General features: G+C 71.6%; 20 protein-coding genes. 12 read left to right on the top strand and 8 right to left on the bottom strand.

The features are described 5' to 3' along the window. Positions 1–28: 28 nt before the first annotated feature. Positions 29–1,261, bottom strand: coding sequence for a glucose-1-phosphate adenylyltransferase (gene glgC / locus ACSP50_RS24910; RefSeq protein WP_014692053.1), 1,233 nt, complete (start codon positions 1,259–1,261; stop codon positions 29–31). 58 nt (positions 1,262–1,319) lie between these two features. Then, a complete protein-coding gene (locus tag ACSP50_RS24905) occupies positions 1,320–3,521 on the bottom strand; it encodes a bifunctional diguanylate cyclase/phosphodiesterase (protein WP_155123618.1) in 2,202 nt (733 codons plus the stop codon). A gap of 81 nt (positions 3,522–3,602) precedes the next feature. Between ACSP50_RS24905 and glgA the strand changes: the two genes are divergently transcribed. The 3 genes from glgA (at position 3,603) to ACSP50_RS24890 (ending at position 7,400) form a co-directional block, all read left to right on the top strand. Beyond that, complete coding sequence (glgA, locus tag ACSP50_RS24900; protein ID WP_231956713.1) at positions 3,603–4,790, top strand: glycogen synthase; 1,188 nt, start codon at positions 3,603–3,605, stop codon at positions 4,788–4,790. Continuing rightward, the gene (locus ACSP50_RS24895; protein WP_014692050.1) at positions 4,787–6,388 is read left to right on the top strand and encodes a glycoside hydrolase family 10 protein; all 1,602 of its coding nucleotides are present in this window, start codon (positions 4,787–4,789) and stop codon (positions 6,386–6,388) included. The genes glgA and ACSP50_RS24895 overlap by 4 nt, the downstream gene beginning before the upstream one ends. Before the next feature lie 562 nt (positions 6,389–6,950). Continuing rightward, positions 6,951–7,400, top strand: a complete 450-nt coding sequence (locus ACSP50_RS24890) for a CBM20 domain-containing protein (RefSeq protein WP_014692049.1) — start codon at positions 6,951–6,953, stop codon at positions 7,398–7,400. A gap of 111 nt (positions 7,401–7,511) precedes the next feature. Here the strand turns inward: ACSP50_RS24890 and ACSP50_RS24885 are convergent, their stop codons facing one another. The 3 genes from ACSP50_RS24885 to ACSP50_RS24875 form a co-directional block, all read right to left on the bottom strand. Continuing rightward, on the bottom strand, positions 7,512–7,889 hold the full coding sequence (locus ACSP50_RS24885) for a nitroreductase/quinone reductase family protein (protein WP_014692048.1): 378 nt from the start codon (positions 7,887–7,889) through the stop codon (positions 7,512–7,514). A 91-nt stretch (positions 7,890–7,980) separates the two neighbouring features. Beyond that, positions 7,981–8,370, bottom strand: coding sequence for a hypothetical protein (locus ACSP50_RS24880; protein ID WP_014692047.1), 390 nt, complete (start codon positions 8,368–8,370; stop codon positions 7,981–7,983). Between the two features lie 5 nt (positions 8,371–8,375). Then, entirely contained in the window at positions 8,376–10,007 is a 1,632-nt protein-coding gene (locus tag ACSP50_RS24875; protein ID WP_014692046.1) for an ABC-F family ATP-binding cassette domain-containing protein, read from the bottom strand. A 70-nt stretch (positions 10,008–10,077) separates the two neighbouring features. On the opposite strand from ACSP50_RS24875, the gene ACSP50_RS24870 reads away from it, so the two are divergent. Continuing rightward, positions 10,078–11,616 (top strand): GGDEF domain-containing protein, encoded by a 1,539-nt coding sequence (locus tag ACSP50_RS24870; RefSeq protein ID WP_043512123.1) that lies wholly within the window; start codon positions 10,078–10,080, stop codon positions 11,614–11,616. On the opposite strand, the gene ACSP50_RS24865 is transcribed toward ACSP50_RS24870, so the two are convergent. Continuing rightward, entirely contained in the window at positions 11,610–12,422 is an 813-nt protein-coding gene (locus tag ACSP50_RS24865; protein WP_014692044.1) for a PhzF family phenazine biosynthesis protein, read from the bottom strand. The genes ACSP50_RS24870 and ACSP50_RS24865 overlap by 7 nt on opposite strands. A gap of 112 nt (positions 12,423–12,534) precedes the next feature. On the opposite strand from ACSP50_RS24865, the gene ACSP50_RS24860 reads away from it, so the two are divergent. The 4 genes from ACSP50_RS24860 to ACSP50_RS24845 are packed head-to-tail and all read left to right on the top strand — an operon-like array spanning position 12,535 to position 16,745. Continuing rightward, the gene (locus ACSP50_RS24860) at positions 12,535–13,959 is read left to right on the top strand and encodes a sigma 54-interacting transcriptional regulator (protein ID WP_014692043.1); all 1,425 of its coding nucleotides are present in this window, start codon (positions 12,535–12,537) and stop codon (positions 13,957–13,959) included. Between the two features lie 2 nt (positions 13,960–13,961). Next, entirely contained in the window at positions 13,962–15,914 is a 1,953-nt protein-coding gene (locus ACSP50_RS24855; RefSeq protein WP_014692042.1) for a VWA domain-containing protein, read from the top strand. 40 nt (positions 15,915–15,954) lie between these two features. Beyond that, positions 15,955–16,275 carry a helix-turn-helix transcriptional regulator gene (locus tag ACSP50_RS24850; protein ID WP_014692041.1) on the top strand — a complete coding sequence of 107 codons (321 nt, stop codon included), beginning with the start codon at positions 15,955–15,957 and terminating at the stop codon, positions 16,273–16,275. Then, a complete protein-coding gene (locus ACSP50_RS24845; RefSeq protein ID WP_014692040.1) occupies positions 16,272–16,745 on the top strand; it encodes an SRPBCC family protein in 474 nt (157 codons plus the stop codon). The genes ACSP50_RS24850 and ACSP50_RS24845 overlap by 4 nt, the downstream gene beginning before the upstream one ends. On the opposite strand, the gene ACSP50_RS24840 is transcribed toward ACSP50_RS24845, so the two are convergent. Beyond that, the gene (locus ACSP50_RS24840; protein WP_231956712.1) at positions 16,742–17,707 is read right to left on the bottom strand and encodes an AraC family transcriptional regulator; all 966 of its coding nucleotides are present in this window, start codon (positions 17,705–17,707) and stop codon (positions 16,742–16,744) included. The two genes, ACSP50_RS24845 and ACSP50_RS24840, sit on opposite strands and share 4 nt — an antisense overlap. Before the next feature lie 85 nt (positions 17,708–17,792). After that, positions 17,793–18,407 (bottom strand): maleylpyruvate isomerase family mycothiol-dependent enzyme, encoded by a 615-nt coding sequence (locus tag ACSP50_RS24835; RefSeq protein ID WP_043515356.1) that lies wholly within the window; start codon positions 18,405–18,407, stop codon positions 17,793–17,795. A gap of 178 nt (positions 18,408–18,585) precedes the next feature. Between ACSP50_RS24835 and ACSP50_RS24830 the strand changes: the two genes are divergently transcribed. From ACSP50_RS24830 to ACSP50_RS24815, 4 genes are all read left to right on the top strand, one after another. Next, positions 18,586–19,569 carry an RNA polymerase subunit sigma-70 gene (locus ACSP50_RS24830; RefSeq protein WP_014692037.1) on the top strand — a complete coding sequence of 328 codons (984 nt, stop codon included), beginning with the start codon at positions 18,586–18,588 and terminating at the stop codon, positions 19,567–19,569. Between the two features lie 360 nt (positions 19,570–19,929). Continuing rightward, a complete protein-coding gene (locus ACSP50_RS24825) occupies positions 19,930–20,544 on the top strand; it encodes a CDP-alcohol phosphatidyltransferase family protein (protein WP_014692036.1) in 615 nt (204 codons plus the stop codon). Between the two features lie 227 nt (positions 20,545–20,771). Further along, entirely contained in the window at positions 20,772–21,629 is an 858-nt protein-coding gene (locus tag ACSP50_RS24820) for a DUF881 domain-containing protein (RefSeq protein ID WP_099344154.1), read from the top strand. Beyond that, positions 21,626–21,958, top strand: coding sequence for a small basic family protein (locus tag ACSP50_RS24815; protein ID WP_014692034.1), 333 nt, complete (start codon positions 21,626–21,628; stop codon positions 21,956–21,958). Before ACSP50_RS24820 ends, ACSP50_RS24815 begins: the two co-directional genes overlap by 4 nt. Positions 21,959–22,121: the final 163 nt, after the last annotated feature.

Here is a 22,121-nt window from a genome sequence, read left to right as displayed (position 1 = left end):
CCGGTGCGCGTACCGCCGCAATCGGCTTCTAAAGCTCGATCCGCTGTCCCTTGCCGATCACGACCACCCCGTTGTCGCTGACCGTGTAGAGCTTGCGGTCGCGGTCGAGGTCGACGCCGATCTGCGCGCCCTCCGGAATGGTGACGTTCTTGTCGATGATCGCGTTGCGGATGACCGCGCGGCGGCCGACCGAGACACCCTCCATCAGGACCGCGCCGTCGACGTGGGCCCACGAGTTGACGCGCACGTTCGGCGAGATCACCGAGCGTTCGACGAGGGCGCCGGAGACCACCACGCCGGGGGAGATCATCGAGTCGATGGCGCGGCCCTGCCGGTCGTCGTAGCCGTGCACGAACTTGGCCGGCGGCCACGAGCCGTAGTTGGTGAAGATCGGCCACTCGTGGTTGTACAGGTTGAAGATCGGCAGGGTGGCGATCAGGTCCATGTGGGCCTCGTAGAACGAGTCGAGCGTGCCCACGTCCCGCCAGTACCCGCGGTCGCGGTCGGTGGCCCCGGGCACGTCGTTGTCGCGGAAGTCGTAGACGTTCGCCTCGCCGCGCTCGACCAGCATCGGGATGATGTTGCCGCCCATGTCGTGCTTGCTGTCCGGGTTCTGCGCGTCGGCGGTCACCGCCTCACACAGGGCGCGGGTGGTGAAGACGTAGTTGCCCATCGACGCGTAGACCTCGTCGGGGGAGTCGGCCAGGCCGACCGCGTCGCGCGGCTTCTCCCGGAAGGCTTTGATCTTCTTGCCGTCGGGGCCGACGTCGATCACGCCGAACTGGTCGGCGAGCGACAGCGGCTGGCGGATGCCGGCGACGGTGACCGCGGCGCCCGAGGCGATGTGGTCGTTGACCATCTGCTTCGGGTCCATGCGGTAGATGTGGTCGGCACCGAAGACGATCACGTAATCCGGCGACTCGTCGTTGATCAGGTTGAGGCTCTGGTAGATCGCGTCGGCGGAGCCGGCGAACCAGCGCGGGCCGAGCCGCTGCTGCGCGGGGACCGGGGTGACGTAGTTGCCGAGCAGCGTCGACATCCGCCACGTCTTGGAGATGTGCCGGTCGAGCGAGTGCGACTTGTACTGGGTCAGCACGACGATCTTGAGATAACCGGCGTTGGCGAGGTTGGAGAGAACGAAGTCGATCATCCGATAGATGCCGCCGAACGGGACACCGGGTTTGGCCCGGTCCGCCGTCAGGGGCATCAGGCGCTTGCCTTCTCCACCGGCCAGAACGATCGCAAGCACCTTGACAGCCATGGGAAGGACGCTAATATCCGGGCCGCTAGTTCGCCACCCAAAGTGTATCGCTACTTGATTAAGCGACGGTGGCGCTGCTCTCTCTGATCCATGACTCGATCGCCGCGGGCTCGGCCGGACGGCCGAAATGGTAGCCCTGGACGAGGTCGCACCGCAGGTCACGCAGCACGGCCGCCTGTTCCGGGGTCTCCACGCCCTCGGCGACGGTGATCAGACCCTGACTGCGCGCGAGTTCCAGGATCGCCTTGGTGAAACTGACATCGCTGATGAACGAACGGTCGATCTTCAGGATGTCGACCGGCAGCTGCCGCAGGTACGCCAGCGACGAGTAGCCGGTGCCGAAGTCGTCGATCGCGATCCGGATGCCGTGCTCGCGCAGCCGGCCCAGGACCGGGGTGTCGGCCGCATCGATCAGCACCGACTCGGTGATCTCCAGGACCAGCCCGGCCGGCGGCAGACCGGTCTCGGCGAGGATCGCCAGCACGGTGTCGGCGAAGTCCGGGTCGCGCAGCTGATGGGTGGAGACGTTCACGGTCACGTAGATGCCGTCCCGGCGGTGCCAGCCGGCCGCCCGGGCGCAGGCCAGTCGCAGCGCCCGCAGCCCGATCGGCCCGATCAGCCCGGTCTGCTCGGCCACCGGGATGAACACCCCGGGCGGCACCAGCTCGCCGTCGCGGCGCCAGCGCATCAGCGCCTCGACCCCGCTCATCCGGCCGCTGACCGGGTCGACCACCGGCTGGTAGTGCAGGAACAGCGTCTCGTCGGCGAGCGCCTGGCGCAGCCCGGCCGCGAGGCACGCGCGCTCGCTCTGCTCGGCGCGCAGCCGCTCGTCGAAGCGGGCCAGCCGGGCTCCGCCGGCCAGCTTGGCGGCGCGCAACGCGAGGTCCGCGTCACCCAGCACGGCCGAGGGCGGATTGCCGGGTACGCCGTCGGCCACCCCCGCGCTGCCGCAGAGGTGGATCCGGCGCTCGTCCACGGACACCGGCACCCGGGAGATCGTGTCGAGCACCCGCGCGGCCAGGTCGGCCGCCCCCGCCGGGTCGGTGAGCAGCAGGGCGAACTCGTCCCCGCCGAGCCGGGCCACCAGCACCGCCTCGGGAGCGAACAGCAGCAGCCGCCCGGCGAGCTGGCGCAGCACCTCGTCGCCGACCGGGTGCCCGTAGGCGTCGTTGACCGCCTTGAACCCGTCGAGCGAACAGAGCAGCAGGCAGTGCGGCCGGTCCCGGACCGCCGGGGTGGCCAGCTGCTCCAGCAGCAGCTCCCGGTTGGCCAGCCCGGTCAGCGAGTCGTGCCCGGCCCGGTAGGCCAGCTTGCGCTGCAACGCGGCCTGCTCGTCGACCGCCCGGCACAGCTCGGCGGCCCGGTGGCCGGCGTCGCGCGCCAGCATGCAGATGCGCAGCACCAGCAGCCCGCACAGGGCCGAGGTGAGCAGCGCCGGCACCCAGGTCGCGACGTCGTGCCGGGCGGTGAGCAGCGGCAGCATCGGGGCGAGCACGGCGATCGCGATGATCCGGGCGAGCCGGCCCCGGCTGACCTCGGTGCCCCGGGGGTCACCGGTGCCGAGCGCGCCCGCCCGGGGGTGCCGGGCGGCCGCGGTGACCAGCACCCCGGCGTACTGGATGAGCAGGAACGAGCCGCCGCCGGGCAGGAACGGGCCGACCCCGGCCGAGCTGGTCGCGGCGTACAGCATGTGCGCGCCGAGCAGCAGCGCACCGGAGCCGCCGAGCAGCCGTGCCGGGGCGCCGTGCCGGGAGGTCAGTCCGCGCAGGGTGGTGGCCAGCAGCGCCATGTCGACCAGCGCGTACAGCGCGGCCAGGGCGCTGTCGACCTGCTGGTAGCCGGGCGCGCCCAGATACGGCAGCACCACGAACGACCAGGCCAGCATGGCCACGCCGAGCACCACCGCACCGGCCTCGACGCTGATCTCGGCCCGGCTGTAGTGGCGGCCACCGCGCCGGGTGAGCAGCGCCGCGCCGGCCGCCGACAACAGATAGAGCGGGACGAGGCTGAAGCCGGTCGGGGTGTTGGCCGGCGGGACCGGGCCCCACATCCAGAACGCGGTGGCGACCACCGCGGCGACCCGGGCGACGGTCTGCAGCCACCAGCCGGCGCCCAGCCGCAGGCGCAGTGTGGCCCCGATCGTGGCCACCTGGATCAGCAGGAACAGCACGCCGCTGCCGGTCAGCTGGGCGACGGTGACCGCCACCGCGCCGGCCACCAGCACGTACCGCCAGGCTCCTGGTCCGCTCCACTCCCGCACCCGGCCATTGCAGCCCACGGCGGTTGCCGGACGGGTGCCGGACCGGGTCGCCGCGGGTTGCGGTGGGCTATTGTGCGGGGCGTGGCTCTGCGTGTGGACCTCCTGACCCGTGAATATCCGCCGGAGGTGTACGGCGGCGCCGGCGTGCACCTGGAATACCTGACCAGGGACCTGCGGCGGCTCGCCGACGTGCGGGTGCACTGCTTCGGCGCACCCCGCACCGAGGAGGGTGTCACCGCGTACCCGGAGCCCGCCGAGCTGGCCGGGGCGAACGCCGCGCTGCGCACCATGGGGGTGAATCTCGCCATGGCGGCCGGCACCGCCGGCGCGAGCGTCGTGCACAGCCACACCTGGTATGCGAATTTCGCCGGGCACACCGCGAAACTGCTGCACGGCATCCCGCACGTGGTCACCACGCACAGCCTGGAGCCGCTGCGCCCGTGGAAGGCGGAGCAGCTCGGCGGTGGCTACGCGCTGTCGTCGTTCTGCGAGCGGACCGCTGTCGAGGCCGCCGACGCGATCGTCGCGGTCTCCGGCGGGATGCGCCGCGACGTGCTCAAGGCATACCCGTCGGTCGACCCCGACAAGATTCACGTGGTCTACAACGGCATCGACACTGATCTTTACGTGCCCGCCGTGGAAACGGACGTGATCGACCGGCTCGGCATCGACCGGAACCGGCCGAGCGTCGTCTTCGTGGGCCGGATCACCCGGCAGAAGGGCCTGCCGTACCTGATGCGGGCCTGTCACGACCTGCCCGCCGACGCCCAGATCATCCTGCTGGCCGGCGCCCCCGACACCCCGGAGATCGCCGCCGAGGTCGCTCAGCTCGCCGCCGGTCTCCAGGAGCGGCGCAGCGGCGTCGTCTGGGTGCAGGAGATGCTGCCCAAGCACGAGGTCATCCAGGTGCTCACGCACGCCACGGTGTTCGTCTGCCCGTCGATCTACGAGCCGATGGGCATCGTCAACCTGGAGGCGATGGCCTGCGAGACCGCGGTCGTGGCCACCGCCACCGGCGGCATCCCGGAGGTGGTCGCCGACGGCGAGACCGGCCTGCTGGTCCCGATCGAACAGGTCGAGGACGGCACCGGCACCCCGGTGCACCCGGAGAAGTTCGTCGCCGACCTGGCCGCCACGCTCACCCGGCTGCTCCAGGACCCGCAGCTCGCCGAGCGGATGGGCAAGGCCGGCCGCCGCCGTGCCGTCGAGCACTTCAGCTGGGCCCGGATCGCCGAGGACACGATGACCGTGTACCGGTCGGTGCTGTGACCCGAGTCCAACGCCTGCGCCTCGGTCTGCTGCTGTCGGTGGTCCTGATCGCCGCACTGGCGATCGGCGCGGGGTTGGTCCGGGCCGCCTTCTACCGCGCGTCGGCGGCGGCCCCGGTCACCGGTCCGGCCGCCGCGGTCGCCGGCACCGTCGCGCAGTGCGCCGGGCAGCCCGCCCGGGCCGCCCGTGAGCTGCGCGGCATGTGGCTGACCACGGTCTACAACGCGGATTTCCCCAGCCGCCCGGGGCTTGGTGAGGACCAGGTCAAGGCGGAGTACGAGCGGTGGCTCGACCTCGCGGTGGCGCAGAACCACAACGCGATCTTCGTGCACGTACGCCCGAGCGGGGACGCGTTCTGGCCCTCCGCCTACGCGCCCTGGTCGAACTGGCTGACCGGCCGGTTCGACGGCAGGTCGCCCGGCTGGGACCCGATGGCGTTCATGGTCTCCGAGGCGCACGCCCGCGGGCTGGCGTTCCACGCCTGGTTCAACCCGTACCGGGGGACCCAGCCGGCTCCCGGCGGCATCGGCACCGACGCCGCCAAACTCGCCCCCAACCACCCGCTGCGCCTGCACCCGGAGTGGCGCATCGCGTATCCGACCGGCAGGACCGGCCGTTTCTACTTCGATCCGGGCATCCCGGAGGCGCGTCGGTTCGTCGAGGATTCGATGCTGGAGGCCGTGCAGAAGTACGACGTCGACGGCGTGCACTTCGACGACTTCTTCTACCCGTACCCGGAAGGCAGCGGCCAGGACTTCCCGGACGCCGCCTCCTACCAGCGGTACGGTGCCGGAAAGTCGAAGGCGGACTGGCGCCGGGAGAACGTGAACACCCTGGTCCGCGAGATGCACGAGCGGCTCCTGCAGGTCAAACCGTGGGTCTCGTTCGGGATCAGCCCGTTCGGCATCTGGCGCAACCGGGCCACCGATCCGTTGGGTTCGAACTCCGCCGGCCTGGAAAGCTACGACACGATCTACGCCGACACCCGTAGGTGGGTGCAGTCCGGCTGGCTGGACTACGTGGCCCCGCAGCTCTACTGGACGATCGGGTTCAGCAAAGCCGACTACCTGACCCTGCTGAAATGGTGGACCGACCTGACCCGGGGCACCCGGGTGCAGCTCTACATCGGGATGGCCGACTACCGGGTGGGCGAGCCGGGAGACTGGAGCGACCCGGCGATGCTGGACCGGGAGATGGCACTGAACCGGAAATACGCCGCCCAGGGCGAGATCCACTTCAGCGCCGGCCAGGTGCGGGGCGACCGGCTGGGTGCGGTCAGCCGGTATCGCCGGGCCTACTACGCCACGCCGGCCCTGCAGCCCCGCCTCGACCGCCTGGCCGCACCCGCCCCGGCGACCCCGCGCCTCACCACGGCCCGCCCCGGCCCGGCCGGCCGGCTGATCCTGACGGCGACCGGGCTGGGCGCGACGAACTGGTCGCTGTACCGCACCACGGGCGGCCCGGCCACCCTGGTCGCCACCGGCCGGTCCGGCGCCGAGATCGCCGACCCGCACCCATCGGGAAAGGCCACCTACTGCCTGGGCGCGGTGGACCGGTCCGGCACGGAGAGCCCGCTCAGCCCGGCCCTGTCGAGCTGACGGCTGTCCCGCGGCCTCGTCATCGGTGCTGTCGAGCAGGCTGTCGCCTGGTAGGAAGATTGCCATGGTCCAGATGGACCCCCTCAGCGCACGTCCCGATGGACGACGTTCCGTCTTGTCGACGACTCCGAGCCGCCCGACCCACCGGGCCTGAGCGCGCCCGATCACGGCTCCCCGGCCTGACGGGTTCTGCACCTCCGGCGGCTTTCCCGAGGACGGCGTGGTGGTCGGTGACGGCTGCTGGACCTCCTCCGGTGGGCAAGCGTTTCGGTGAGGTGGGCAGCCCGGCTGCGGGCACATCGGGGGCGGAGAGACGCTTAGGTTTATTGCAAGTTCTTTCTTCGGTGGCGCGGCGTGTCATCAGCAGCCGATTGTGGCATTCTGGTGACGCATTGACGCAGGTCACAGATTTGTTGGGATAGGCAACGAACAATTCCTAAATCGCCTATTCGGACAAATAGGCTTGACCTGACGACGCTGTCCCACCACTGTGGATGACGCCTACCGCGCAAGTTCTGGAAGTACTTGCAATCAGCGGTGAGGATCATCAAAGGGGACTGTCATGAATCGCACCACCGTTCGGGCCGGCGTGCTGGCCACCGCCCTGATCAGCGGCGTGCTCGGGGTGGCCGGCCCGGCGCTCGCCGCCCCGGTCACCGACGCGGCGCCGGTCGCCGCCGCCGGCACCGCCGTCGCGCCGATCGCCGCGACCTTCAACGTGACCGCCGGGTTCACCAGCTGGGGTCAGAACGTCTACGTCGTCGGCAGCATCCCGGCGCTCGGCTCCTGGGACGTCTCCAAGGCGGTGCCGCTGACCACCACGAGCAGCGCCTTCCCGACCTGGACCGGGAGCGTGGCGCTGCCGGCGAACACGTACACCGAGTTCCAGTACGTGGTGAAGAACGCCGACGGCAGCGTCGCCCGCTGGGAGAAGGGTTTCCAGCAGAACCGCACCACGATCACCCCGCCGACCGGCACCTACGTCACGCACGACACCTTCGGCGCGTACTGATCCGCAGTGGTCGCGCCGAGGGATATGGCTCAGATACCCCTCGGCGCGACCCCCGCAGTATCGCATCGGGCGGCTCGTGGGTTACGCGCGAGCGAGCGGGCCGCCGGCCGGTCAGGCGAAGGTGACCTCGACCAGCGGGCTCTTCGCCACCCAGACCTCCTGTTCGAGGCCCGGCTTGCTGGTGAACTCGGTGAGCGGGGCGAGCAGCCCGGTGAAGACCTTCTCCCGCTCGGCCGGGTCGGTGATCGGGCGGGCGACGGCCGGTAGGTCGGCGGTGGCGGTCTCCTTCAGATGGAAGGTGAAGGCCGGGTTCGCCACCAGGTTGGCGTACCAGTCGCGGGGCTTGACCGGGGTGCCGGTGATGTAATAGCGGCCGTCGAGCCGGTGGAACCAGATCTCGATGCGGCGGGGCTCGCCGCTCCTGCGCCCGATCGTGGTGATGTCGATGACCCGGTCCTGCGCCAGTGCGGTGGCGGTCGCGTCGCTCATGCCTGCTCCCTCGTGCGGAAAGCGTCCGGAAATCGTCCTTCAGCGGGAACCTCGGCCGAGGCCCTTCTATTTCCGACCGCGGCGGAAGGAATTAGGCGACCCGGCAGTAGAGCCGGCGCCGGGAACGCGCCAGGCCGGCCACGGCGTCCAGAATCTCCCGGGCGAGTTCCGGGTCCAGCTCCTCGCCGTCCCCGGCGCGTGCCGCGACCCACTCCCGGCTGACCGTGTCCAGGGTGCGCCGGTCGGCCGCGGCCAGCGCCTTGGTGACGGCCGGCAGGAAGCTGAAGATCAGCGGCTCGTCGTCGTTGATCTGCTCCGGGCCGTCGACGTCGTCCAGATCGCGCCGCAGCAGCAGGCTCTCCCACTCCTCCAGGGAGGCGAAGATGTCGAAGTTCCCGAATGCGACCGCGTCGCGGCCGGGACCGTGGTCGTCGGCGGCGTCGTCGTTCGCGGCGGTGAAGAAGGTGATGATCGTGCTCATGGGGATCAGCCGGTGACCTTGCCGTCGGCCACCTCGAGGTGGCGGTTCGTGGCGACCGCGGACAGCATCCGGCGGTCGTGGGTGACGAGGAGCAGGGTACCGGGATAGGTCGCCAGCGCCGACTCCAGCTGTTCGATGGCGGGCAGGTCCAGGTGGTTGGTCGGCTCGTCGAGGACCAGCAGGTTCACCCCGCGCGCCTGCAGCAGCGCCAGTGCCGCCCGGGTGCGTTCGCCGGGGGAGAGGGACCCGGCCGGCCGGTTGACGTGGCCCGCGCGGAGACCGAACTTCGCGAGCAGCGTGCGTACGTCCGCGTCGTTGAATTCCGGAACCGCGTCGCCGAAGGCGCGCGCCAGCGTCTCGGTGCCCAGGAACAGCCCGCGGGCCTGGCCCACCTCGCCGACCACCACGCCCGGCCCGAGCGCCGCCGAGCCGGCGGTCAGCGGCAGCCGCCCGAGCAGCGCCGCGAGCAGCGTCGACTTGCCGGACCCGTTGGCCCCGGTGATCGCGACCCGGTCACCCCAGTCGATCTGCACGGTGACCGGGCCGAGGGTGAACGAGCCGCGGTCGACCCGGGCCTCGCGCAGGGTGGCCACCACCGCACCGGCGCGCGGCGCGACGGCGATCTCCATCCGCAGCTCCCACTCCTTGCGGGGCTCCTCGACCACCTCCAGCCGCTCGATCATCTTTTCCGTCTGCCGGGCCTTGGCGGCCTGCTTCTCGCTGGTCTCGCCGCGCAGGCTCTTGCCGATCTTGTCGTTGTCCGGGGCCTTGCGGCGGGCGTTGCGGACCCCCTTGTCCATCCAGGCGCGTTGGGTGCGGGCGCGCTCGAGCAGCTCCTCCTTCTTGTCGGAGTACTCCTCGTACTGCTCCCGGGCGTGCGACCGGGCCCGCTCCCGCTCCTGCAGATAGGACGCGTAGCCACCGCCGTACAACCGGATCTGATGTTGATGAAGATCCAGTTCGAGGACCTTGGTGACGGTACGGGTGAGGAACTCCCGGTCGTGGCTGACCACCACGAGCCCCCCGCGCAGCCCCTGCACGAAGTTCTCCAGGTGGGCCAGCCCGTCCAGGTCGAGGTCGTTGGTCGGCTCGTCGAGCAGGAATACGTCGTAGCGGCTGAGCAGCAGCGACGCCATGCCCGCCCGGGCCGCCTGGCCGCCGGACAGGGCGGTCGTCGGCAGCTCCAGATCGATCCGCACGTCGGACGAGGTGAGCGCGAGCGCGCGTTCCTCCAGGTCGGCGCCGCCCAGGTCGAGCCACCGCTCCAGAGCGGCCGCGTACCGGTCGTCGGCACCGGGAGCGCCCGCGGCCAGTTCCTCGGCGGCGGTGTCCATCGCGGTCTGCGCCGCGGCGACCCCGGTGCGCCGGGCCAGGAAGTCGCGCACCGTCTCGCCGGCCCGCCGCTCCCGCTCCTGCGGCAGGTAGCCGACATTCGCGGTGGGCGGGCTGAGGGAGACGGTGCCGCTCTCGGCCGGCAGCAGGCCCGCGAGCGTGCGCAGCAGCGTGGTCTTGCCCGCCCCGTTGACGCCGACCAGGCCGATCACGTCGCCCGGCGCGACCACCAGGTCCAGCCCGGTGAACAGGTGGTGGTCGCCGTGCCCAGCGGCGAGATCCCGGGCGATCAGTGTGGCGCTCATCAGTCAGTCATCTAAGCACAGGCCCCGGCTGAACCTTCATGACGGCGAGTCATCGGCCGATCACCCTTGCGTGAGAAGGCTGGAGCGGGTGATGGTGCGTGATCCGATCACGCTCGCCGCGGTCGCGTGGACGGCGCTCGGCCTGGTGCTGCTGTTCGCGCTGGCCGGCCACTACAATTCCCAGGTCCGGGTGTTCTGGCTGTTCCAGCCGCCGCTCGACCTCCTGGTGGCGTATTCCTCCTGGCGGGTCAGCCGGATCGCCACCGGAGCCGTCGGTCGTTTCTGGCGCATGCTGATGGTCACCTCCGCCCTGTTCCTCCTGGGCGACTCGGTGCAGTCCGTCCTGTCGCTGACCCGGCAGCACCAGTGGTCGACCGGCGGCGGCGTGATCCAGTCGGTGTGCTTCGGCACCGGCGAGCTGCTGATCATCGTGGCCATGCTGATCCACCCGTACCCCGGCCGGTCCCGTCGTGAGGCGCTGGCCTTCTGGCTGGACAGCGCCACGGTGATGGTCGGTGGTGCGGTGGTCACCTGGTCCTTCGCGTCCAGCTCCGGCCCGCAGGACGAGAACGCCAGCCCGATCGGCGCGCTGGTGGGCGCCGCGGTCGCGCTGACCGCCGGATTCGCGGCCGTCAAGATCTTCCTGAGCGGGAACGCGCCGATGCACAAGGCGGCCGCCGTCCCGATGATCGGCTCGGCGGTGGTGATCGGGGTCAGCGTGTTCGCCGCCCCGCCCTCGACGCAGGACGGGTTGCCGGCGTACGTCTACGCCCTGCGCTTCGTGCCGTCGCTGCTGATCGCCGTCGGCCCGCGGATCCAGGAGATCATCGCCGGATTCGACCAGACCGCGTTCGGCGCCCGCCGCCGGCGCCCGTACAGCCTGCTGCCGTACGGCTCGATCGCGGTCGTCTTCACCACCCTGCTCGTCGTGCTGCCGCAGGGCTCGACCCGGCGCCTGTGGGGCGTGGTGGGTGGCCTCGGGGTGATCGTCGCCCTGGTAGTGGCCCGCCAGCTGGCCGCCTTCCACGACAACACCCGCCTGATCGACCAGCTCGACAGCACCCTCACCGAACTGCGCGAGCACGAGCAGCGGCTGCGCCACCAGGCCCTCTACGACGAGCTGACCGGGCTGGCCAACCGCGCCCACTTCCGGGAGGAGACCACCACCGCGCTCGAGGACGCCCACCCGGGCAGCGTCGCGCTGCTGCTGGTCGACCTGGACGGCTTCAAGGCGGTCAACGACACGCACGGGCACGGCGCCGGCGACCTGCTGCTCGCCGGGGTGGCCGAGAAGCTGCGCCAGTCGGTGCGGGCCGGCGACCTGGTGGCCCGCCTCGGCGGCGACGAGTTCGCGGTGCTGCTGCGCGACTGCACGGTGCGCGACGCCGAGCAGACCGCGCAGCGCATCCTGCGCTCGATGACCGAGCCGATCGACGTCGGCGACCTCGCGGTCTGCGCGAACGCCAGCATCGGCATCGCCTGCGCCGAGGAGCGCGACGACGTGCGCACCCTGCTGCACGACGCGGACATGGCCATGTACGCCTCCAAGCACCAGGGCAAGGGCACGTGGAACCGGTATCAGGACGGGATGGCCCTGACCGGTCACTGACCGATCGGCACCGCGTGCCCGGACACCCGCACCCCGGGTTCGCCGGGCACCAGCCGGACGGTGATCCGGCTGGGCCGGCCCAGGTCGTCGCCCTGCCGCACGGTGAGCGTCGCGTCGTCCGCGACCAGGCCGAGCTCCCGCAGGTAGCCGCCGAGCGCCGCGGCGGCCGCACCGGTCGCCGGGTCCTCGTAGACGCCGCCGACCGGGAACGGATCGCGCACGTCGAAGGTCTGCGGATCGGCGCGGAACACCAGCTGCACGGTGGTCCAGCCGGCCTCGGTCATCAGCGCTTTCAGCGCCGGCACGTCGTAGTCCAGGTCCGCGAGCCGCTCCCGGCCGCGGACGGCCAGGATCGGATGCCAGGCGCCGGCGTACGCCACCCGGGGCGGCAGCCCCGGGTCGAGGTCCGTGGCGGCCCAGCGCAGCGCCGCCAGCAGCGCGCTCACCGCGTCCGCGCCGAGCGGCTCGACGCGCGGCGGGACGCTGGTCAGCGTGGCCACCCCGTGGGTGTCGACGGTCACCGGCACCTCACCGGCGTTGGTCAGGAACACATGCTCGCCCGGCCCCAGCGCGACCGCGGTGGCCACCGTCGCGTGCCCGCAGAACGGGATCTCGGTGAGCGGGCTGAAGTAGCGCACCCGGTACCGGTCGCCGTCGCGCGAGGTGACGAATGCGGTCTCCGAATAGCCCAGGTCGGCGGCGATCGCCAGCATCCGGGCGTCGGACAGGGCGGCGGCGTCCCGGACCACCCCGGCCGGGTTTCCGCCGGCCGGATCGGTGGTGAACGCGGCGTACGACTCCATCATGGTGACGACTCTGCCGCGCGCCGCGGCCGTGACCTAACGCCAATCTCGCGGCGCTGGCCGCGTTCGCGATCACAGTCGCCGGTTGTCCCGTCTGCGGAGTAGCGTTCCTGCGGTGACAGAGGGTCCTACCGCGATCATCTCCGAAACTCCCGCCGACCTGCCGCGCACCCTGGGCGAGCTGCGTGCCACCGGGCACGAGTTCCGCACCGTGAAAGAGGAGCTGCGCGACAACCTGCTCGACAGGCTGCGCTCCGGCGAGCCCCGCTTCCCCGGCATCGTCGGCTACGACGACACCGTGCTGCCCGAGGTCGAGCGGGCCCTGCTCGCCGGCCACGACATGGTCCTGCTCGGTGAGCGCGGCCAGGGCAAGACCCGCCTGATCCGCGCCCTGGCCGGGCTGCTGGACGAGTGGACGCCCTACATCACCGGTTCCGAGCTGCACGAACATCCGTATCACCCGCTCACCCCGGCGTCGCGCCGGCTGGTCGCCGAGGCCGGCGACCTGCTGCCGATCTCCTGGCTGCACCGCTCCGAGCGGTACGGGGAGAAGCTCGCCACCCCGGACACCAGCGTCGGCGACCTGATCGGCGACGTCGACCCGATCAAGGTGGCCGAGGGCCGCTCGCTGGGCGACCCGGACACCATCCACTTCGGCCTGGTGCCGCGCACCAACCGGGGCATCTTCGCGGTCAACGAGCTGCCCGACCTGGCCGAGCGGATCCAGGTGTCGCTGCTCAACGTCCTGGAGGAGCGCGACATCCAGGTCCGCGGCTACCAGCTGCGGCTGCCGCTGGACCTGCTGCTGGTCGCCTCGGCCAACCCGGAGGACTACACCAACCGGGGCCGGATCATCACCCCGCTCAAGGACCGCTTCGGCGCCGAGATCCGCACCCACTACCCGGTCGACCTGGAGCTGGAGACCGCGCTGATCCGGCAGGAGGCGGCGCTGGTCGCCGCCGTCCCGGAGCACCTCGTCGACGTGCTCGCCCGCTACACCCGCGGGGTCCGCGAGTCGTCGTCGGTCGACGCCCGCTCCGGCGTGTCGGCCCGGTTCTCGATCGCGGCCGCCGAGACGGTGGCGGCGTCCGCGCTGCGCCGGGCCGGCCTGCGCGGCGAGCGGGAGGCGGTCGCCCGGATCTGCGACACCGTGTCGGTCACCTCGACGCTGCGCGGCAAGGTGGAGTTCGAGAGCGGCGAGGAGGGGCGCGAGACCGAGGTCCTCGCCCACCTGCTGCGGGTCGCCACCGCCGAGACGTTCCGGGCCCGGCTCGCCGGGCTCGACCTGTCCGGCTTCACCGACCTGGTCGCCGAGGGGGCGATCATCCAGACCGGTGACCTGGTCAGCGCCGAGGAGTTGCTCACCCAGATCGGCACGGTGCCGGGGCTGGCCAAGGTGCTCGACCGGCTCGGGCTGGGCGACGCGCCGAGCCCGGGGCAGGCCGCCTCCGGAATCGAGTTCGTGCTGGAGGGGCTGCATCTGACCCGGCGGCTGGCCAAGGAGATGACCGACGACGGCCGCACCCTCTACGGGAGCTGACGATGGCACGAAACGTCTTCCGGTACGGGGCCTGGCGGGACGGGCCGGACCCGCTCGCCCCGCCCTACGACGTGCGGGCCGCGGTCGACGAGATGGGTGAGCGGGTCATGCGGGGCGACAGCCTGCGCGACGCGCTGCGTGACCTGATCCGGCGCGGGCCGCGGGACGGCCGCGGGCTCGACGATCTGCGCGACCGTGCCCGGCGGCTGCGGCGGGACGCGCTGCGCCGGGGAAACCTGGACGGCGCGGTGACCCGGGCGCGGCAGATGCTCGACCAGGCGCTCGCCGAGGAGCGGGACACCCTGCGGGCCCGGGACGACATGGAGTCCCGGTTCAACGAGGCGGTCCTGGACAACCTGCCTCGGTCCACCTCGCAGGCCATCGCGGAACTGTCGGAGTATGACTGGCAGTCTCCGGAAGCTCGCGACATCTACCGGCAGATCCTCTCCGGGCTCCGCCGGGAGGTGGTCGAGCAGCGCTTCGCCGGCATGCGCGACGCCCTGCGCAACGGTGACTTCTCGGAGGTGTCGGAGATGCTGGGCGACCTCAACGGTCTGCTCGGCAAGCATGCCCGCGGCGAGGACACCACCGACGCGTTCCAGCAGTTCATGGAGAAGCACGGCCGCTTCTTCCCGGACAACCCGCAGAACGTCGACGAGCTGATCGACTCCCTGGCCCGCCAGGCCGCCGCGGCCGAGCGGCTGATGCGCTCGCTGAGCCCGCAGCAACGCGAGGAACTGCAGAGCCTGATGGACCAGGCGCTCGGCGACGGCCCGTTGCGGGGACAGATGAGTGAGCTCACCGACAACCTGCGGGCGCTGCGCCCCGGCCTCAACTGGGGCCGCGGCGAGCGGATGCGCGGCTCCGAGGACCTCGGCTACGGCGACGCGGCCGCCGCCCTGGGGGACATCGCCGACCTGGACGAGCTGATCGACCAACTGGGCCAGGAGCACCCGGGCGCCACCCTCGACGACGTCGACGTGGAATCGGTCGAACGCCAGCTCGGCCGGTCCGCCGCCGACGACCTGCGCCGCCTCCGCGAACTGGAGCGGGAGCTGCGCCGGCAGGGCTGGGTGGAACGCGACGGCGACGGGCTCACCCTGTCGCCGAAGGCGCTGCGCCGGCTGGGCCAGACCGCCCTGGCGAAGATCTTCCACGACATCGGCGGCAAGCGCGGCGACCACGACATGCGTGACGCGGGCGCGGCCGGCGACCTGATCGGCTCGTCGCGCCGCTGGGAGTTCGGCGACGACCAGCCGCTCGACGTGGTCCGCACGATCGGCAACGCGGTCCGCCGCCGGGCCGCTTCGCGCGACGTCGCCACCCTGCCCGTACGGCTGGCTCCGGAGGATTTCGAGGTAGCCGAAACCGAACGGCGGTCCTCCGCCGCGGTCGCCCTCTGTGTCGACCTCTCCTATTCGATGTACGCCGACGGTCGCTGGGGCCCGATGAAACAGACCGCCCTGGCCCTGTCGCATCTGGTCGCCACCAGGTATCCGCAGGACGCGCTGCAGATCATCGGCTTCGGCAGGTACGCCATGGCGCTGAGCCAGGGTGAGCTGGCCGGCACCGAGCCCACCCTGGAGAAGGGCACCAACCTGCAGCACGCCCTGAAACTGGCGGCCCGCCACCTGCGCCGCCACCCGGGGGCCGAACCGGTCGTCCTGGTCGTCACCGACGGTGAGCCCACCGCGCACCTGGAGGACGACGGCGAGGCCCTGTTCTGGTGGCCGCCCACCCCGGAGACCGTCCGGGCCACGGTGCGGGAGGTCGATCTGCTCACCCGCTACGGCGCCACGCTGAACGTGTTCATGCTCGGCGACGACCCGGGCCTGCAGCGTTTCATGGACGCGGTGGCCCGGCGCAACGGCGGCCGGGTGTTCAGCCCGGACGCCGAGGAACTGGGCCGCTACGTGATCGACGACTACGTCAACGCCCGCCGGGGCCGCCACTGAGGCCTTGACGGCGCCTTCGGTAAGCCGTAACTTACCGTTCGTGGCTACTTACCAAGCGCCTGACGGGTGGGAGATCCTCGGTGACCCGAGCCGGCGCGCGATCGTGTCCTGCCTGGCCGATGCGCCGCGGGCGGTCGGCGAGCTGGCTGATCGACTGCCGATCAGCCGGCCCGCCGTGTCCCAGCACCTCAAAGTGCTCAAAGCGGCCGGCCTGGTCGACGACGAGGCGGCCGGCACGCGCCGGGTCTACCGTCTGAACGCGACCGGTGTGGCGGCACTGCGGGATCAGCTCGACGCGTTCTGGAGGCAGGCACTGCAGGGCTATCAGCAAGCCGTCTCGTCCGAAGAGGAAACCCCATGACCCGGTCCACCACGCCGATCGTGCTCCGGCAGATCGTCGTCCCCGCCTCCGTGCAGCGCGCGTTCGCCGTGTTCACCCAACGGTTCGGCGATATCAAACCGCGCGATCACAATCTGATGACCGCACCGATCACCGACACCGTCCTGGAGCCGCGGGTCGGCGGCCGGATCTACGACCGGGCCGCGGACGGTGGCGAGTGCACGTGGGGTCACGTGCTGGCCTTCGAGCCGCCGCACCGGCTGCTGTTCAGCTGGGACATCGGACCGAACTGGCAGGTGGAGCCCGACCCGGCCAACCGCAGCGAGGTGGAGGTCCGCTTCGTCGCCGAGGCCGACGACCGCACCCGGGTCGAGCTCGAACACCGCAACCTCGACCGGCACGGGCCCGGCTGGGAGGGCATCCGCGACGCGGTGGACGGCGACAACGGCTGGCCGCTGTACCTGCACCGCTTCGTCACGGCGCTGGGCTAGTCCCGCAGCGTCTCCGAGGGGGCCGTGCCGTAACGCTCCCGGTAGGCGGCGGCGAACCGGCCCAGGTGGGTGAACCCGAAGCGGTACGCCTCCTGGGCCACCGTCGTCGTCCCCGGCTCCGCGCCGGCCAGGCTGTCGTGGACCAGGCCGAGCCGCAGCTGGCGCAGATACGTCATCGGCGGCATCCCCACATAGCGCGCGAAACTCTGCTGCAGCGCCCGCGAACCCACCCCGGCGATCCGTGCCAGGTCCGCCACCGTGAACGGCCGGGCGGGCTGCGCGCGCATCGCCTCGACCACCCGCCGGATCGCGCCGGGCGCGGCCAGCGCCGGGGTCTGCCGCTCCAGCGGGTCCCGATACCGGTGCTCGGTGCTCAGCAGCAGCCCGGTGACCAGCGCCTCCCGCAGCCGGGCACCGATCACCGGATGCCCGGTCAGCCCGTCCGGGCAGCCCACGTCCTCGACGATCAGCCGGGCCAGCCGGGCCCAGCCGGCGCCCGGCCCCTGCGCCGTGTCGAGCACCGGCGCGAGCTGCACCGGGCCGCGCACTGGACGGTCCAGCAACTGCTCCAGGTGGGTTTCCAGCTCGGTCCGGCTGATCTTCACGGCCAGCAGCCGGCAGTCACCGTCCCACCGGTCCACGATGGTGTCGCCGACCGGCTGGAACACCGCCGCGGACCGCCCGGCCCACGCCCGGCGCGGCGCGTCCCGGCCCTGATGCCAGCTCAGGCCGCCGGTCAGCGGGAGATTCACGTGGTAGGCGCCGAGTTCCCCGGCACTGACCCGCACATCCACCCCGAAATCCAGATCCCCGAGGGTGACCGCGGTGCAGCCGCCGACCGCGAAGCGCGCCGTCCAGTCCCGCCGCTTCCGCAGCACGTCCATGTCGACGGCGTAGAAGTACTTGCGCAACACCTCCCGGGCCTCGCCGACGTCGCTGATCTGATGAGTCGAAGCTTGCACGCTCAACAGCTTGACCGGTCAATTGAGGCGGTGCCAATCAGTGTTAAATCCGCCTCCTCCTGACTGATCGGGCGATTTGTCGGGGTCAACCGGTGTACCTGGCGGCCGGATGCCCGGTCAGCAGCCCCGGTGGCAGCCGCCGCCCGCAGATCACCATCAGCAGATCCTGGGCCCGCCCGTGAACCGCCTCACCGGCACCGTGCGCCCAGTCACGATCGGTCGCCACCAGCCGCACCCCGTCGAGATCCGCCCCGAAATACCCGACACTGCGCGGCGACATCCCACCCAGCACCAGCGTCATCCGCGCTACCGGCACCTCCCGCCACGGATCGATGTCCAGCGTGTGGATGACATCGTGGGACAGCGCCCCCACCAGTCCACCCCCGGGTGGCGACCAGGGGTGCTCCACATTGTCCCGCACCGCCGCGAGCAACGCGGCACTGCTCAGCCGCGCCGCGTCCCGCCGGGCCACCCGATCCGCCATCCGATCGAAATTCCCGCCCGCCCGCGCGAAATCCACCAGGAACCGCGGCAGCGAAGCCCGGAACGGCTGCGTCACATGCGCCACCACCTCCCGCACCCGCCAGCCGTCACACAGCGTCTCCCGGTCCCACTGCTCCGCGGTCAATTCCGCCAGCAGCGCGGCGAGCTCCCGCCGCTGCGCCGCGATCTCGGCCCGCACGTCGGTCACCGTCGTCATCTCCACTCCCTTCGCGCCCTCCGGGCGCGCCTCGTCGAAGGGGATACGGCGGCGGGTCCGCTTTTTCATCGGTCCGCCGATTGCCGCGTACGCCGTCAGCCGCCCACCTGCACCCACCCCTGCGCCGCGCCACCCGCACGTGGTGCGCTGACCCGCCGCGGCCGGGCGGGGCGGCGGGGTGGCTATCTTCGGGGATGTGGAGGAGGTGCTGGCGGGGCTGCGGGTCGAGCTGACCGGATACTGCTACCGGATGCTCGGTTCCGGGCACGAGGCCGAGGACGCTGTCCAGGAGACGTTCGAGCGGGCGTTGCGCGCCGCCGGCCGCTACGACGAGGCGCGCGGCTCGGTGCGCACCTGGGTGTACCGCATCGCCACCAACGTCTGCGTCGACCTGCTGCGCGGAGCCGCCCGGCGCGCCGTGCCGCTCGACCTGGCCGCGCCCGGTTCCGCGGGCGAGCCGTTCGGTGCGCTGCTGGCGCCCGGTGCGGAGGTGCGCCCGATCCCCGACGCGCGGGTTCTCGACCTCGCCCAGGACCCGGCCACGCTGGTGGTGCAGCGGGAGAGCATCCGGCTGGCCTTCGTCGCCGCCCTGCAGCACCTGCCGCCCCGGCAGCGCTCGGTCCTGATCCTGCGCGACGTCCTGTGCTGGTCCGCCAACGACGTCGCCGCGCTGCTGGAGAGCTCGGCCGCCTCGGTGACCAGCGCTCTGCAGCGCGCCCGCGCCACGCTGCGGACGGTGGCCCCACACCCCGGCGACCCGCTGAACCCGGCCGACGCCGACCAGCGAACCCTGCTCGCCCGCTACTGCGCCGCCTTCGAGAGCCACGACATCGCCGCCCTGGTCGCCCTGCTGCACGAGGACGCCACCACCTCGATGCCACCGTTCGCCTGGTCCCTGCACGGTCGCGACCGGATCGGCCTGGCTATGAGCGCCCCCGAAGCCGCCTGCACCGGCCACCGCCTGCTCCCGACGGCCGCCTCCGGACAGCCGGCCTTCTGGCAGATGCGCCCGACAGAGGCCGGCCACGTCCCGTTCGCCCTGGTGATACTCGACATCGCCGACCACCGCGTGGTCAACACCACCACATGGCTCGACACCACCGGCCGGCACCTGCCCACCCCGCCCCCTTCCCTGTGGTCCCTGTTCAACCGCCACCCCTGACCGCCCGCCCGGTCCGTCGGTGCTTGCACCGGATCGGTGAGCGGAGGTAAGGGACGCGGCACTGCCGGCTGCAGGGGAGCGGGGTCGCTGCAATGAGGGCGGGAAGCGCGCCGCCGGCTAGTCACCTAGCCTCCTAGGATTCCTTAGACGGTGTGGCGGGCGTGACTGGGCGACGCCGAGCGGTAGGCAGGTGGTTATAGTGCTCAGCGACCGTGACACACACATCCCGGAAGTCCGGGAGGCGCGGCGTCCCGCCGAATCAAGCGCGGCACAGCGCGTCGTGACCGATTTCGGCATGCCGGATCGGTTGGCGTAGGGGCGCCGTATCCGGGCCGCGGCACAGGGGGAGAGGAAGTCGCGATGTCGTATTCGTCCATCGAGACCTCCAATCGGATTTTCACGATTCCGAATGTGATCAGCTTCATCCGGCTGCTCGGGGTGCCGCTCTTCCTCTATCTGCTGCTCGGCCCGGAGCGCGATGTCGCCGCGGTGATCGTTCTCGCGGTCGGCGGGACGACGGACTGGGTCGACGGCTATGTGGCGCGCCGGATGAATTCGGTGTCCCGTCTCGGCGAGCTGCTCGACCCGTTCGCGGATCGGCTGTACATCCTGGCGACGCTGATCGGGTTCACCCTGCGGGAGGTGGTCCCGTGGTGGCTGACCGGCGGGCTGCTGCTGCGTGAGGTGGTTGTGGGTGTGGCGCTGCTGATTCTGCGGCGGCACGGTTACGGGCCGCCGCCGGTGCACTACGTCGGCAAGACCGGCACGTTCGTGCTGCTGGCCGCGTTCCCGGTGGTGCTGCTGGCCAAGGCGGTGCCGTCGATCGACTGGTGGGCCGGTCCGGTCGGCTGGGGCCTGGCCTGGTGGGCGCTGGGCCTGTACTGGGCGGCCGGCGTGCTCTACCTGGTGCAGGCCGCGCGGCTGTTGCGTGCCGACCGGGACGGTCGGGCCGCGGCCCGGACGGTCACGCCGTGACCGATCCGGCGATCCCGGGCGGCGCTCTCCCGGAGCCGGCGAAGCCGGACGCCGCCCCGCAGCACTCCGGCGCGCGGCGACCGACACCTACCTCGCAGGAGTCGGGCACGCGGAAGCCGACACCCGCCTCGCAGGATCCACCCGCGCGGAGGCCGAACGCGGCGACGCCCGATCCCGACGGCACGGCGGCCGGGAAGCGGACCTACGGTCCCGACTTCCTCACCGCGCTGTTTCAGAATCCGCTCGATCCCGGGTATGCCGACGCCGCCGCCCGCCGCGCCGAGGGGCATGTCCGCACGGGTGCCCGCAAGCGGCTCACCGCCGGCTTCTCCCTGCTGACCGTCGGGGTGATCGGTTTCCTGCTGGTGGTGGGCTATCAGCAGACGGTCGCCGACGAGCCGGGCCGGACGCAGGCGCGGGATGCGCTGATCAAGCAGGTGGACAGCCGGCGGGAGCAGACCGAGACGTTGCAGACCCGGGCCGATGTGCTCGCCGAGCAGGTCGCCAGGTTGCGGGCTCAGGAGCTGGGTGGCGCCGCGGTGGCCGGGATCTCGAATCTGGAGGCGGCGACCGGGCTGGCCGCGGTGCGCGGCTCGGGTGCCCGGGTGCGGCTGGCGGACGGCCCCACGTCGGTGGATGCGGTGACCGGTGAGCGCAGCACGCTCGGGCGGGTCAAGGACACCGATCTGCAGCTGGCGGCGAACGCGTTGTGGGCGGCCGGGGCGGAGGCGATCGCGATCAACGGGCAGCGGTTGACCGCGACGTCGACGATCCGCCAGGCCGGCGAGGCGATCCTGGTGGACACCCGGCCGGTGACCACGCCGTACGAGGTGATCGCGCTGGGCCCGGACAGTCTGGTCGACAATTTCCGCAACGGGTATGCCGGGAAGTTCTTCCCGGCGCTGGCCCAGCAGTACGGGATGTCGTTCGAGACGGAGAGGGTCCGCGACGTCACGCTGGACGCCGCTCCGGAGCTGAAGCTGCGGGCGGCGTCGCCGAGTACCCCTCCGCCCGCTCCGTCGGGCAGCCCGTCCGTGGCCGGTTCCGGTGTGCCGGCTGTCTCTGCGTCGGAAGGCGGCCGATGATCGCCGTACTCGCCCTGCTCGTCGGTGTTCTGCTGGGCATCGTGTTCCATCCGTCGGTGCCGGCGGAGCTGGTGCCGTATCTGCCGATCGCGGTGATCGCGGCGCTGGACGCGGTGTTCGGCGGATTGCGGGCCAAGCTGGACGGGATTTTCGACGACAAGCAGTTCGTCGTCTCGTTCATCTCGAACGTGCTGGTCTCGGCGCTGATCGTGTACGTCGGTGACCAGCTCGGGGTCGGCAGTCAGCTGTCGGTCGGCGTTGTGGTGGTGCTCGGCGTCCGGATCTTCGGTAACGTCGCGGCGATTCGCCGGCACCTGTTCCGGGCCTAGGTCCGGTGCCGGGCCGGCTGGGGACTACGTGGGGACTCGATGACCGACCGTGAGGACGACGGGCGTGAGCTGACGCCGCCGGGGTTCGACCTGCCCACGGCGGGGCGCAGACCGCCGACGGCACGGCCTTCGGCCGCTTTCGACGAGCTTGCGGGGTACGCCG

The sequence above is a fragment of the Actinoplanes sp. SE50/110 genome (assembly GCF_900119315.1).
GTDB lineage: Bacteria > Actinomycetota > Actinomycetes > Mycobacteriales > Micromonosporaceae > Actinoplanes.
This window is presented reverse-complemented; position numbering and strand designations above follow the sequence as displayed.

Coding starts and splice junctions, on each gene's coding strand:
- glgC (WP_014692053.1), bottom strand. CDS start 1,261: ATGGCTGTCAAGGTGCTTGCGATCGTTCTGGCCGGTGGAGAAGGCAAG.
- ACSP50_RS24890 (WP_014692049.1), top strand. CDS start 6,951: ATGAATCGCACCACCGTTCGGGCCGGCGTGCTGGCCACCGCCCTGATC.
- ACSP50_RS24885 (WP_014692048.1), bottom strand. CDS start 7,889: ATGAGCGACGCGACCGCCACCGCACTGGCGCAGGACCGGGTCATCGAC.
- ACSP50_RS24880 (WP_014692047.1), bottom strand. CDS start 8,370: ATGAGCACGATCATCACCTTCTTCACCGCCGCGAACGACGACGCCGCC.
- ACSP50_RS24875 (WP_014692046.1), bottom strand. CDS start 10,007: ATGAGCGCCACACTGATCGCCCGGGATCTCGCCGCTGGGCACGGCGAC.
- ACSP50_RS24865 (WP_014692044.1), bottom strand. CDS start 12,422: ATGATGGAGTCGTACGCCGCGTTCACCACCGATCCGGCCGGCGGAAAC.
- ACSP50_RS24855 (WP_014692042.1), top strand. CDS start 13,962: ATGGCACGAAACGTCTTCCGGTACGGGGCCTGGCGGGACGGGCCGGAC.
- ACSP50_RS24845 (WP_014692040.1), top strand. CDS start 16,272: ATGACCCGGTCCACCACGCCGATCGTGCTCCGGCAGATCGTCGTCCCC.
- ACSP50_RS24835 (WP_043515356.1), bottom strand. CDS start 18,407: ATGACGACGGTGACCGACGTGCGGGCCGAGATCGCGGCGCAGCGGCGG.
- ACSP50_RS24825 (WP_014692036.1), top strand. CDS start 19,930: ATGTCGTATTCGTCCATCGAGACCTCCAATCGGATTTTCACGATTCCG.
- ACSP50_RS24815 (WP_014692034.1), top strand. CDS start 21,626: ATGATCGCCGTACTCGCCCTGCTCGTCGGTGTTCTGCTGGGCATCGTG.